We start from the raw sequence: 14,948 nt of genomic DNA, 5'->3' as shown, positions 1-14,948 counted from the left end.
ATCTGGGCATATACATTCGATAAATTATACAAACTATAAATAGCAACTTGAATTAATATACCTAAATTCATAAATATAGTATATTAACCCGTAGTGCATTATTATTTTTGTGATATTGATAATCAATAAAGTAAGTATTTTGTTTTTCAAAATCGAAAAATGAAAATCATTGAAAATCAAGTTAAACATTTGATTAATGCACTACGAGTAGTATATTAATGATGATACTTATTTATCATAAATCAATACTATTTTCACATAATATATACATACATATATGAAAATAAATTCCATATATATTATTTAATTAATTTATAATTTGATAAATACATATACAGTATATGTATAAACGGGCAACATTAAGCATAATGAACAATGCTATTTTTTTTAATATAAATTTGACATTTCGCTTCAAAATATTATATTTGTTGAAGTCTATCACAAATGTCAGAGTTATGGGATCTATATACAGAGAAACTACACCACTATCCGAAAAGGATTGTTTCATGATTTTTTCCAGAATAAAGAATGAATTTACATTTCCAGTACATGTGCATGCTGAGTTTGAGTTGAATTTTGTAGAAAATGGCGCAGGAGCAAAACGTGTTGTAGGTGATAGTATCGAAATAATAGAAGATCTGGATCTAGCATTAATTGCAGGTAGCAATCTTGAGCACGGATGGCTAAATCACCATTGCGAATCAAAAGAAATAAAAGAAATTACAATTCAATTCCACAGTGACTTGATGGATATTCATTTATTACAGAAGAATCAATTTAAATCGGTAAAGCAAATGTTTGAAAAAGCGGCAAGTGGTATCACTTTTTCAAAAGAAACTATCCTGAAAATAAAAGACCGTTTATATTCATTAGCTTCAGAACCAGAGGGAGCGCATTCCGTATTCAAATTGTTCGGTATATTATATGATTTATCTCGTTCGAACTCAATCAGAGAATTATCTAGTCGTGCCTTCAATAAAAATATGCATAATTATGATAGCCGCCGTATTGAAAGTGCTTATAATTATATGCTTGAAAACTACGAAAAAGACATTAATTTGCCTGAAGTCGCTAAATTAATAGGTTTAACAGAAACCGCTTTTTGTCGTTTTTTCAAACAGAAAACAGGTCGTACTTTTGTCGAATCTTTGATAGATATAAGAATCAATCATGCGGTAAGGATGTTAGTTGATTCAACTTATAATGTATCTCAGATATGCCATCTTTGTGGATTTAATAATCTGTCTAATTTCAATAGAATTTTCAAGAAACGCAAAGGATGCACTCCGAGCGAATTCCGTAATGGCAACATTGAGGCTAAATTCTTTCTTTAATGATACTTTTTTGCATTTATTGCAGCAAAAAAAGTATTACAAAAAAACTAAAAAATATACTTCAAATAATATCAATAATTGCTAATAATGAGGTATTGTTGTATTGAAACAATATCTCATTTTGATAATATAGTATTATTTATTGATAAAAAAATACTTGACTCATACTTTCTATTGTCAATATCTTTGTAACGTCAAAATCATATTAATAATATATGCAACAGCCCAGCGTAACTGAAAGCTGTTCCTGATTATTATGCATGGAGATTATTTATCACGTGAAACACATTAAAAGATAATTGAAAAAATGGAAAATATCTTTGCAGAACGCTTAAAAGAAGTAACCACAAATCATAAAGAGATTCTTTTACGTAAAAACAAACCAATATTACCGAGTAACGGAATTTTCGAGCGTTATGAACATCCGGTGTTGACAGCAGACCATGCTCCTTTGACCTGGCGATACGATATGTCTCCTGTTACCAATCCTTATTTTATGGAGCGTTTTGGAATAAATGGCACTTTTAATGCGGGGGCAATAAAGTGGAATGACAAATATTTAATGTTGGTTAGAGTAGAAGGGAATGATAGAAAATCCTTTTTTGCAGTAGCAGAAAGTCCTAACGGAATAGATAATTTCCGATTCTGGGAATATCCTGTTGTTATTCCTGAAACCGAAACCCCGGACATTAATGTTTATGATATGCGTTTAACTTCACATGAAGACGGATGGATATACGGTATTTTCTGTTCAGAGAGAAAAGACCCCGATGCTTCTCAAGGGGATTTGTCTTCAGCAATTGCTTCTGCCGGAATCGTTCGAACAAAGGATCTAAAAAATTGGGAACGTTTACCTGATTTAAAATCAAAGAGCCAGCAACGGAATGTGGTATTACATCCGGAGTTTGTTAATGGCAAATATGCCTTATATACCAGGCCACAAGACGGATTTATTGATGCCGGGAATGGTGGAGGTATCGGTTGGGCTTTGATAGATGATATTGCTAATGCGGAAGTAAAAGATGAGAAAATAATAAATCATCGTTATTACCATACAATAAAGGAAGTAAAGAATGGAGAAGGTCCTCATCCTATAAAAACAGAGAAAGGATGGTTACATTTGGCTCATGGAGTACGGGCTTGCGCTGCCGGTTTAAGATATGTGTTGTATCTATATTTGACCGATCTTGAACAACCCGATATGTTAATAGCAGAGCCTGCCGGGCATTTACTTGCTCCCATCGGAAATGAACGTGTAGGTGATGTTTCCAATGTCCTGTTTTCAAATGGATGGATAGCAGATGATGATGGTACAGTCTTTATATATTATGCTTCTTGCGATACGCGTATGCATGTTGCTACATCATCCATCGACCGATTACTAGATTATTGCCTGAATACAGCGCCTGACGGGTATCGTTCTGAAACCTCCGTTCAAACTTTAAAAGGTATTATTGACAAGAATAAAAACCTCCTGAATGGAGTAACTGTCCAACAATACACAACGGAAACGATTATCCAATAAAATAAATATTACCTGACATATTAATGATGAACTACACAGTTGAAAAAATAACTCTAAAAGAAAGAATCGGTTACGGTTTTGGAGATGCAGCCTCATCTATGTTCTGGAAGTTGTTTGGTTCATACCTGATGATTTTCTATACAGATGTTTTTGGACTTCCGGCTGCGGCTGTAGGAACAATGTTCCTCATTACCCGTGTGTGGGATTCTGCATTTGATCCGATTGTAGGTGTAGTAGCAGATAGGACAAATACACGCTGGGGTAAATTTCGTCCATATTTATTGTTTTTAGCTATACCATTTGGAGTGATAGGTGTTTTGACTTTTATTACTCCGGACTTGCCTGACACAGGCAAACTGGTATACGCTTATGTAACCTATTCGTTAATGATGATGGTTTACTCGGCAATTAATGTACCTTATGCATCATTGTTAGGTGTTATCAGCCCCAATCCTAAAGACAGGAACATCTTATCTACCTATCGTATGACATTTGCATATATCGGAAGTTTTATAGCATTATTGTCATTTATGCCCTTGGTCAACTTCTTCAGCAAAGGAAGTAAACTAATAGAAGACCAGCAGTATGGATGGATGATGAGCGTATTGGTTATAGCAATAATATGTGCTGTATTGTTTTATTTCTGTTTTGCCTTTACAAAAGAAAGAGTGAAACCCATAAAAGAAAAACAAGCCCCGTTGAAAGATGACCTGCGTGACCTTTTAAAGAACAGGCCTTGGTGGATTTTATTGGGAGCCGGTGTTGCAGCACTTATTTTCAATTCTATAAGGGATGGGGCTACGGTATATTATTTTAAATATTTTATTGTAGAGGAAAACATCGGAACTGTCAATTTTCTTTCTATCCCTTTTGTCCTTAGTGGGATATACCTGGCCGTAGGCCAAATCTCTAATATTATCGGGGTAATTTTAGCTGCACCGGTGAGTAACCGCATCGGGAAGAGGAAGACATATATGCTGTCAATGCTGATAGCGACTTGCCTTAGCATTGCTTTTTACTGGCTTGATAAAGATAATCTTGTTTTAATATTTGCCTTACAGATTCTAATCAGCATCTGTGCCGGAAGTATATTCCCATTACTTTGGTCTATGTATGCGGATTGTGCCGATTACTCCGAATTAAAAACAGGAAATAGGGCAACCGGATTAATATTCAGCTCTTCGTCCATGAGCCAGAAACTGGGATGGGCTATCGGAACTGCTATAACAGGATGGTTATTAGGTTATTTTGGATTTCAAGCAAACGAAGTGCAAAGCGCCGATACAATTAATGGTATAAAAATGTTCTTAAGTTTCCTTCCTGCTATAGGGACTCTGTTGTCTGTCATATTTATTTACTTCTATCCCTTGACAGAAAGTAAACTGAATGAAATAACACGTCAACTCAACGAAAAAAGACAATCTGCAAATGCACGGGAATCATGAAAGGATTTAAAGAAGAATTGGTAAATAATATACTTCCATTTTGGATTAAGAATGTGCAGGATGTTGAGAATGGAGGCTTTTATGGGCGTATCGATGGAGATAATATACTTCATCCATATGCAAATAAGGGAGCTATTTTAAATGCTCGCATCCTATGGACATTTTCCGCTGCTTATCGTTTACTTAAAATACCACAATATTTAATTATAGCCCAGCGTGCTTTCGATTATATCACAAAGCATTTTCTTGATAGAAAAAATGGAGGTATTTACTGGGAACTTGATTATAAAGGCAATCCTGTAAATACAAAAAAACAAACATATGTCCAAGGTTTCGCATTATATGGATTCTCCGAATATTACAGAGCTAGCGGCAATCCTCAAGCTTTAGAGTTATCAAAAGACTTTTTCTTACTGATAGAAGATAAGTGCAAAGATAAAGTTGCAGGAGGATATTTTGAAGCTTTTACAGAAGAATGGAATTCGATAGATGATATGCGGCTAAGTGAAAAAGACGCTAACGAGAAAAAAACGATGAATACCCATTTGCATATTCTGGAGCCATATACAAATCTTTCCCGCATCTGGAATAGCAATCTTCTGGAAAATGCCCAGACAGAACTAATAGAGGTATTTATGAATCATATAATAAATAAAGAAACATACCATTTGAACCTGTTTTTCGATGAACAATGGAACGTCAAATCTTCTATTATTTCTTATGGGCACGATATTGAAGCCTCCTGGTTATTGTATGAAGCAGCTGAAATATTAGGAGATAAGAAAATATTGGGAATAATAAAAGAATTTTCATTAGCAATTGCCGATGCAGCATCAGAAGGCATTATGAAAGATGGCAGTTTGATATATGAAAAAGAAGACCAAAAGGCAGATTCAGACCGGCATTGGTGGGTACAGGCTGAAGCTGTTGTCGGGTTTATGTATGCATTTAAAAATTCGGGGAAAACTTACTATAAACATAAAGCTGAGCGAGTTTGGAACTATATCCAAGAACAGATAATAGATAAAGAAAACGGAGATTGGTTCTGGAGCAGATTATATGACGGAAGTATCAACCGAAAAGAAGATAAAGCCGGCTTTTGGAAATGTCCTTATCACAATAGTCGTATGTGTTTGGAAATGATTGAAAATAAAAATGAATAAAACACCTCTCAAATTTTAAAGCCTATGATTAATAAACTACGATAAAATGAATTACAAGTTACCTCATTAAATTTTTTAATTATAAAATAGATATCATGAAAAATCCTATTACGTATTTATTGATGTTTTTTTTATCCATAAGCATAACCAATGTTTATGGACAACAAGAGCAAAGAAGTGTTTCGGGAACCATCAGTGACATAAATGGAGAACCCTTAATTGGAGTCAGTGTTATAGAAGATGGGACTAACAATGGAACAATAACTGACATAGATGGAAAGTACCAAATAACGGTCTCTTCTAAATCTAAATTGAAATTTAATTATATAAGCTACAAACCGATAGAGATACAGGTCGGAAATCAAACAGTTATAAATTTAACATTAGAAGAGAATTTATCAGAACTTGACGAGGTCGTTGTTATAGGTTATGGAGCAGTAAAAAAACGGGATTTAACAGGCTCTGTAGCTTCTCTTAGTGCTAAAAAAATTGCGGAGATTCCTGTAACTAATACAGCCCAAGCCTTACAAGGTCGTGTTGCCGGGGTTTTAGTCACAAATACCAATTGGGATCCAGGTTCCAGTCCAAGTATACTTATAAGGGGAAAGCGCTCAATTAATGCCAGTAATGATCCATTATATGTTGTGGATGGTATTCCTATAACAGCAGGAATGAATGAGCTATCTCCCGGTGATATCGAATCGATGGAGATATTGAAAGATGCTTCTGCGACAGCCATCTATGGATCTCGTGGGGCGAATGGAGTAATCCTTATTACAACGAAAAAAGGAAAAGCTGGCAAAATACAGGTCGATTATAATGGGTATGTCGGAGCACAAACCATTCAAAATAAGATTGAATTAATGAATGGGGCAGAATATGCAGCATACACTCGTGAAGCATATAGGGCAGCCGGATTGTATCCTTCGAATGTACCTAATAAAGATTTGGATTATACAATTATCGAATCATTTGGGGGAAATACTGGTCCTGAAGGCTTAAATGGAGCTCCATTAGATGCATATACCTGGCAGTCCATTGCAATGGCATATGATGAGAATGGTAACTACGATCCTTCTAAAGTGCGAACAGGTGCCGCATGGTGGGATGAGGTAGAAAGAACTGGGTTAATTACAGATCATCAATTAAGTATAAAAGGAGGAAGTGAGAAAACTAAATTTTTATTAGGCTTGAATTATTTTAAAAATGAAGGAATCTATAAAAGTAAAGATTTTGAACGTTATTCTATTCGCTTAAATCTCGATACAGATGTATTTAATTGGTTTAAGGTGGGAGCACAAACCCAATATACCCATTCTGTGCAAAACAGAGGTACAAATTTTGAAGATAATTGGCGTGTTAATCCTCTGGGACGTCTCCGTGATGATGAAGGGAATTTGGTTGACTGTACTTCAGGAACGGATACCCAATGGTGGAATCCTTTATTATACCTTGAAAAAGGAAATGTCGTTAATCCTAAGAAAATAAATCAGTTTTTTGGAAGTTTCTATGGAGAAATTAAATTACCTCTTGAAGGTTTGCGCTTCCGGACAAATGTCGGCTTAGACTTTATTTCGACTCAAGATTATAGTTTTGTTGCAAGTAAGGCAAGACAGGACAAACCCAATATGGCAACTAATGCAACTGCACAACGATACTCATATACAATTGAAAATTTGTTATTCTATGATAAAACATTCAATAAAGATCATAATATAGGAGTAACACTATTACAGTCTGTTCAAAAGGATATAAACGAAACCAATGGAATAAGGGTTGAAGATTTACCTTCTGATGATTTGAAATATTATGATATGGCGTCTGGATTAACTCTGGGATATGTGGATAGTAACCATCAGGAATGGAGCATTGCTTCCTATATGGGGCGTTTAAATTATAATTTCAAACAACGTTATTATGCAACAGTATCTGTACGTCGTGACGGTTCTTCTCGTTTGGCAGATGGGCATAAATGGGTTTCTTTCCCAGCCTTCGCTCTTGCTTGGAGAATTAATGAAGAATCATTTCTAAAGAATGTTGGGGTTATTGATAATCTTAAGCTAAGAGTAGGTTATGGAAAGACTGCAAATTCTGCTGTTAATCCTTATCAAACCAAAGGATTATTATCTAAGATTTATTACAACTTTGGAGATAAGAATGCTATTGGCTATGCCCCTGGAGCTTTATCTAATAAGACATTAACATGGGAAACTACAGGGCAATGGAATTTAGGTCTTGATTTCGGCTTCTTGAAAAATAGAATCAACGGAACAATTGATATATATAAGCAAAATACCTCAGACTTATTATTAAACAGACAGCTGCCTGCCGTTTCTGGCTACACAAGTGTCTTATCCAATGTTGGGAAAACTGAAAACCATGGTATTGAAATAAGTTTGACTACGCTAAATGTAAAGACAAAGGACTTTGAATGGTCTACAGATTGGATGTTTTCGTATAACAAAGAGAAAATTGTTGAATTATATAACGGGAAAGTGGATGATATAGGAAATGGTTGGTTCATAGGAAAATCAATTAATACATTTTACGATTATAAAAAAGCGGGAATTTGGCAAGACACTCCGGAAGATTTAGCAGAAATGCAAAAATTCAATGATAATGGACATACTTTCACGGTCGGTTCTGTCAAAATTGAAGATGTAAATGGAGATTACAAAATTACTGCAGATAAGGATCGTCAGTTTCTTGGACAGTCACGTCCAAAGCATATGGCTAGTTTTGTAAATTATTTTAAATACAAAAATTTTGATTTGAGTGTATTCTTCTACGGAACTTTCGGAGGAATGATTGCCAATGAAATACGTTATGGTCATCAAGCTGGAAGAAATAATACTGCTAAATATGATTATTGGACTCCGGAAAATCCCACCAATGCTTTTCCGAGGCCAAATAAAAATAAAGAACCAGAATATGAAGCTGCATTATACTATGAAGATTCTGATTTTATCAGGCTCAAAACAATCACTCTGGGATATACTTTTCCCAAAAAGCTAATCAGCAAAGCAGGCATATCAAATTTCCGGATCTATGCAACAGCACAAAATCCTTATGTCTGGAGCAATTACTCGGGAGTCGACCCTGAAGGTGCTGCTAGTGGAGTAAGTAAAGCCTCAGGATATGCTTCTCCAAGTGTAAGCAGTTGGATTTTCGGAGTAAACTTGAGTTTCTAATAATCTAAAAATAATCAAACATGAAAAATATAAGAAATATAAAAATAAAGAGCCTAATCATTTCGGGAGTTATCGGAACGAGTCTCTTTTTTTCGGCATGTGACGATTTCCTTGATGAAAAGGAAATTCCAAGAATAACAAATGAATATTATAGAACATCTCAAGGAGTTGAGGCTGCAGCAACAGCGGCATACGGATATTTACGATTTGGAGTTAGTGGAGATTATGCAAGTCAATTGCTAGAAATGGGAAATGATATAATAACGGGAGCATCAGGAGGCGTTGGTTCAGCTTATAATATCTATGATAATAATCTGAGCCCGTCTCGATATTATACCAATCATTTATGGGAAAATCATTATAAAGGTATAAATACAGCCAACCTGGTTATTCAGGAAGTCCCAAACGGCGATCTAAGTGATGATGCTAAAACAGCAGCAATTGCTGAAATGAAATTTATGAGAGCATTTTTTTATTTCGAACTTGTTCAGCAGTTTGGTAAAATTCCTTTAGTAGAAGAAGCCAGTTCTGAAGTTAGAACCGAATTCAAAAGAGCCCCTGTTGAAGATATCTATAAGCTTATTATATCAGATTTAAGGTATGCAGCGGAGAATCTTCGAGAAACAGCTTCTGCTTCTGACGGAAATTTTGGGAAAGCTACTCGTTATTCAGCAGCACATTTACTGTCAAAAGCTTACCTTACCCGTTGCAGTGCTGTTACTGAAGAAAGAGGCCAAAGACCAACAGATGCAGATAGCGCTTTATATTATGCCAAAATGGTAATTGACAGTGATAAATATGAATTACTCAGCAATTTTGCAGATCTATGGAAGCCTGATAATCAAAGAAATAAAGAGGTCGTATTTGCTGTACAATTTACAGAAGAGGCTGTTTATAATGGTTCAGGCAATTTATCGCACCTATACTGGAATTCAAATTACGATGGAATTGCAGGATTAACACGAGATCTAGAGAATGGTAGAGCATATGGTTTTCATAGGGCAACAAATAGAACTATGTTTGAGCTTTTTGATCGTAAAAATGACTCCCGTTTCCATAAAAGTTTCAAATGGGTAAGATATGCCAATGTTGCTGTAAGTGGACGTAATCCTATTAATATAGGAGATACAGCAATGTATTATAGCTTGAAGCCTAAACCCGCAGATTTAAAAGCCAATTACGTATACGTAGCATGGGATAAAGACGATGTGACCAAAAACAACCTCTATTTTCCACCTTTAATAAAGTATATGGATCCTAATAGGGCTTCGGTAAACGAAACTAAAGGTACCAGAGATTGGGTTCGTATGCGTTTAGGCGAAACATACCTATTAGCAGCAGAAGCTGCCGGAAGAAAAGGAGATTTTGAAACTGCGGCTTTTTATATTAATGAACTCCGTAAACGTGCTGCATGGCATGCCGGTGAAGATAAGAATCCTAAATATTGGACTGAAGAAGGTGGTGTATACGGAGATAAGTCTGACACATACGAACATATTAAAGTTTCAGCAAGCGATATCTCTTCCAATTTTGTAGATTTTATATTAGACGAAAGAGGTCGGGAATTATTGGGTGAACATACTCGCTGGACAGATTTAGTTCGTTGTGAAAAATTATATGAATACATAAAAGAGAGAGGGTACAATCTGGAAGCAGCAAGAAACATTAAGCCTTTTCATAAACTTCGTCCAATTCCACAAGTTCACATTGATCGATTAAATCCAAGGGGACCGATTGAAGAAGAACAAAATGAGGGATATTATTAATTAAGAAAAGAAAATCAGACCTGCCGGAATCGATAAAATCTTTTTTGGCAGGCTGATTAAATCACACCATTAATATAATAAATCTTATTCCATGAAAAATAATATACTCTTTTTAATTGCAACCATTAGTTTATTCCTTTTCGAGTTAGATGGTTATGCACAAACAAAAATTAGTTCTGATGATTTCACATATCGTTCAGAAGGTTCTGATGAAGCATATGCTTTCGATGGTGACAATGATACATATTGGCAATCTACATCTGCAGCCTACCGTTTTTTTGAAATTGATTTGAAAAAGAAATATAAAATTTCAAAGGTTATAATAAAATGGGAAGGCGAATATTTTGCTACAACTATTCAGGTGTTTGCTAAAGCTGATCCGATAGAATTCGGCACAACTTCTTCAAGTTTCGAAGATAAAACAAATGGAACTGAGCCCAGACCGACGGCACCTGTTATAAATACTTATGATGGGTTAAGCTATGACGGAGTCAGATATATTGGATTCTGGTTACGGGGGAGAAATATTGCAGGTGGAAATTACCGAATAAAGGAAATAGAAATATATGGGGAAGAAGATGGTCCCAGTAATGTTGCAATGAATAAAACTGCAACTTCCCCCAACGGAGTTACAGTAACAGGTAGTAATCCCGCTAATGCTTTTGACGGAGATGAAGGAACATACTGGCAATCTAGTACAAGTTTTAAACAGCAATTGTTTGTTGATTTAGGTGACAGATATGATATTTCTAAAATAGTTTTAAAATGGGATGACGTATATTATGCTACCACAATTGATATAGTTTATTCAGATATCCCTATTACGATTGATAATGTTGACAATGTTTCAAGACAGAGCTATAATAGTTATAATGAGGCAGGTATAAAACCTATCACCAATATATTTGAGGATGGCAAAAAGGTAGGTATCACAAACCTTACTTTTTCTAAGTTCACTGCCCGGTATGTTGGGATACAGACGAGAGGGCGGAATGCAAATTTTGGAGGAGACCATTATCGTTTAAAAGAGTTTGAAGTTTACGGAATGAAGAACGAAACAGCAATCGAACAGCCTATTCTTGACCCGGATAAACAGGACGCATTGGATATCATTACAAACAAGCTGATTACAAAAGCTCTAACGGGATTCACGAGTGATACCAATCCTACCAATTTCTTCAATTCTATGTTGGAAAATGGCAGCTGGAGCGATATCAACTATGAAGATAAGAAGTCAGGTGATGGCTGGTCTCCAGCCACTCATCTTACAAGACTAGGAACTATGGCGGTTGCATTCCGTACAGTAACAAGTGCATGGTATGAGAATGCAGAGATGCTGGAAAAAATAGAAAAGGGCTTACTTTATTATAAAGCAAAAGATCCGAAGGCAGATGATAATTGGTGGTATTATGACATTGGCGATCCTCAAAAATATATGGTTCCAACCATATTATTGAAAGGGTATTCCTCTTATCAGAACCTTATGAATATCTCAGGTTATCTTCGTGACGGAACAACCAATGTCGCCCATCAGGGACAGAATCTGGCCTGGATTGCAGAAATTGTCACTTATAAAGGATGTATTGAGAATGATTTTGAACTGACAAAAAAATCATTTGATAAAATGGCTTCTATCTTAAAAATTGTCTCTACTCAAGGAGGAGAAGGAATTAAAATAGACGGCAGCTTTCATCAACACCACGAACAATTATATTCAGGCGGATATGGATTATCTGTAACCGATTATTTGTCTGCCTCTATGGAACTAGCTACCGGGACATTGTTCTCTCAATCTTATACGCCAGAAAAAATAGAAATATTCCGAAATATGCTACTTGAAGGTCATCGCTTGTTAGGATATCGCACTGTCATGGATTTTGGAACCATTGGAAGGAATATCTCACGTAGTGGGGCTGGAGTTAATATATCTTCGACAGTTTTAGATAGGATGATTGTTGCAGATCCGGAAAAAGCAGAGGATTATCAGGCCTGGAAAGAGCATCTTTCTGGAGCACCAACTCCGATTGAGGGTAACAAGTATTTCTGGAAATCAGATATCATGACTCACCGTGGAACCAATTATTATATGTCAACAAAAATTATATCCAAACGAACCTATGGAACTGAATCTTTAGGTGGAGAAAATTTGTTGGGATATAATCTTCCGATGGGAGCCACTAATATATTGACACATGGTGCTGAATATAAGGGTATATTCCCAATTTGGGAATGGAATAAAGTTCCGGGAACAACATCTGCTCAAGATGAAAATGCTCCCAAAATGTCTGATGGATATTTAATTGGTTCCAATAGTTTTGGCGGAGGGGTTAGCAGTAGATCGGCAGGTGTCATAGCTTATGAGCATTATTATAAAGGATTGAATGCAAACAAAGCGTATTTTATGTTTGGAGATGCCATGTTGTGTCTAGGTTCTAATATTCGGTTAAACAGTGAGGTTGAAGTATCTACTTTCATAAACCAATGCTTCTTAAAAGGAGACGTGTTTGTTTCGACTGGAGGTAATTCTTCTGAGAAAATTGGAGCTACTACAAGCAATAGCTATACAAACCTGCGTTGGATACATCATGATAACATCGGATATATTTTTCCTGAGGATGCTGATATTACAGTGAAGAACCAACGTCAACAAGGCAGATGGTTAGACATTAACAGTGCAGGGACAGGAAGTATGGTAAGAGGATATGTATTCAATGCATGGATATCGCACGGAGTGGCTCCGACAGCCGGAACATATCAATATATTGTGGCCCCGGATAAATCGCTCGAGAATTTTCAAGCTTTTGCGCAAAATCATGGTTTTGTTGTCATCCGTAATGATAACATCATACAAGCTGTACGTAATGATATTTCTCAAAAAGCCGGGATTGTGTTTCATACAGGGGGGACTGTTGATTTGGGTAATGGACTGACTATTAATTCCAATAAGGCTATTCTTGTATTAATCGAAAGCAATGGTCAGAATTATACAATTTCAGTTGCCGATCCAAAACATAATGAAACCTCTGTTCAGCTAACTGTTAATAAAAGCCTCGAAGGAGTTAATGCTGTGGCATCGGGAGATAATACAATCATAACAGTGGATTTGCCAGCTGATGATTATAAAGGTAGTACAGTCATAAATGAATATACAGATCTTAATTACTCCTCAATTGGTCAAAATCTGAGCGGAATTGAAAATATTACAGTATTCCCTAATCCGGTAAGAACTGGAACTGTCGTCAACTTTGGAGGATATACATTTTCAAAAATGGAAATCTATTCTTTAGATGGGAAATTAATAAGAGTAACACCATTGAATCCCTCGGACAATTATGCGGAAATATCTTTAGATGATTATTCTTCAGGTACATATTTCCTAAGATTAGTGGGGAAAGACCAAATTATAACCCGTAAAATATTAAAATAATACCTTGCTTATAATAAAAACAATTATCATGAAAACAATTAAAATTTTAATGGCAATCGCTATTATTTTGTTTGCCAATCAAGCTTTTGGTCAGACAAATATAGCATTAAATGCAACTGCGAGCACTCCGGATGGAGAAACAGTTGATGGGAGTAACTCTTCAAATGTTATTGATGGAGATGAAGGCACTTACTGGCAGTCAACTGCAAGTTTTAAAAGACATATCATCCTTGACTTAGGTAAAAAATATGATGTCTCTAGAATCGTATTAAAATGGGACGGTGTTTATTACCCGACAACAATAGATATATGCTATTCCAATACTCCAATAACAGTTGACGGAAGTAATAATATAATAGCAGAAAATATAAAAGGATTCAACAGCTATAATTCTCCGGGAGACGGACCTATAACGGATACTTTTGAAGATGGAGAAACTGTAGGTGAATTAACATCTGTCTTCTCTGGATTTACTGCGCAATATGTTGCAATCCAGACCAGAGGGCGTAATATGGATTTCGGAGGTGATCATTTCAGATTAAAAGAGTTTGAGGTATACGGAGTGGAAGCTACGGAAGATATTTCCGGAAATATTGCGAAATTAAAACCGGTTTCAGCATGCTTTAATCCTAATAATTGCAATGCAACAGCAAACGGTAGTAATCCATCGAATGCTGTGGATGGAAACGGTGAAACGTATTGGGAATCTATTAGCAGTGCATCCAACATCTTTTTCTGTGTTGACCTGCAAAAAGAGTATGAAATTTCAAAGATTGTAGTCAAATGGGAAGGCGAAGCTTATCCGGATGGTACTACTAATGTAAATAGCAGAATGTCAATAGGCTATTCAACAACAGGTATTATTAATTCAGAAGAAAGCTTGAATACAGCAATCAGTTTTGCATACCCGAGAGATGCTTCCAGCGCAGATCAAGTGGATGTGTTTGGTGCAGATGCGACAAATCCGTTGTTTCTTTTTGATGAATTCACGGCTCGTTATGTTGCACTTAGAATGAAACGTTTGGGAACAATCGGATATATAAGAGTTTGTTTAAATTTTATTCAACAATAATTTTATAGAAGCAATTTTGACCATC

General features: G+C 35.8%; 8 protein-coding genes. All 8 read left to right on the top strand.

What is annotated here, in order from left to right:
• Nucleotides 1-455 precede the first annotated feature (455 nt).
• The 8 genes from D0T56_RS15820 to D0T56_RS15785 all read left to right on the top strand — a co-directional run bounded on the left by D0T56_RS15820 (nucleotide 456) and on the right by D0T56_RS15785 (nucleotide 14,923).
• Nucleotides 456-1,334 (top strand): AraC family transcriptional regulator, encoded by an 879-nt coding sequence (locus D0T56_RS15820; RefSeq protein WP_163321141.1) that lies wholly within the window; start codon nucleotides 456-458, stop codon nucleotides 1,332-1,334.
• A gap of 307 nt (nucleotides 1,335-1,641) precedes the next feature.
• Entirely contained in the window at nucleotides 1,642-2,859 is a 1,218-nt protein-coding gene (locus D0T56_RS15815; RefSeq protein ID WP_163321140.1) for a glycosidase, read from the top strand.
• Nucleotides 2,860-2,885: 26 nt separating this feature from the next.
• Nucleotides 2,886-4,304 (top strand): MFS transporter, encoded by a 1,419-nt coding sequence (locus D0T56_RS15810; RefSeq protein ID WP_370458814.1) that lies wholly within the window; start codon nucleotides 2,886-2,888, stop codon nucleotides 4,302-4,304.
• A complete protein-coding gene (locus D0T56_RS15805; RefSeq protein ID WP_163321138.1) occupies nucleotides 4,301-5,467 on the top strand; it encodes an AGE family epimerase/isomerase in 1,167 nt (388 codons plus the stop codon). The genes D0T56_RS15810 and D0T56_RS15805 overlap by 4 nt, the downstream gene beginning before the upstream one ends.
• A gap of 95 nt (nucleotides 5,468-5,562) precedes the next feature.
• A complete protein-coding gene (locus D0T56_RS15800; protein WP_163321137.1) occupies nucleotides 5,563-8,658 on the top strand; it encodes a TonB-dependent receptor in 3,096 nt (1,031 codons plus the stop codon).
• 20 nt (nucleotides 8,659-8,678) lie between these two features.
• Complete coding sequence (locus tag D0T56_RS15795) at nucleotides 8,679-10,424, top strand: RagB/SusD family nutrient uptake outer membrane protein (RefSeq protein ID WP_163321136.1); 1,746 nt, start codon at nucleotides 8,679-8,681, stop codon at nucleotides 10,422-10,424.
• A 91-nt stretch (nucleotides 10,425-10,515) separates the two neighbouring features.
• Complete coding sequence (locus D0T56_RS15790; RefSeq protein WP_163321135.1) at nucleotides 10,516-13,851, top strand: polysaccharide lyase family 8 super-sandwich domain-containing protein; 3,336 nt, start codon at nucleotides 10,516-10,518, stop codon at nucleotides 13,849-13,851.
• A 49-nt stretch (nucleotides 13,852-13,900) separates the two neighbouring features.
• Nucleotides 13,901-14,923, top strand: a complete 1,023-nt coding sequence (locus D0T56_RS15785; RefSeq protein ID WP_163321134.1) for a discoidin domain-containing protein — start codon at nucleotides 13,901-13,903, stop codon at nucleotides 14,921-14,923.
• Nucleotides 14,924-14,948 lie beyond the last annotated feature (25 nt).

This window comes from Dysgonomonas sp. 520, from assembly GCF_010501095.1.
Taxonomy (GTDB): Bacteria; Bacteroidota; Bacteroidia; order Bacteroidales; family Dysgonomonadaceae; genus QVMP01.
The sequence above is the reverse complement of the archived record's forward strand: the minus strand, read 5'-3'. Positions and strand labels throughout refer to the sequence as shown.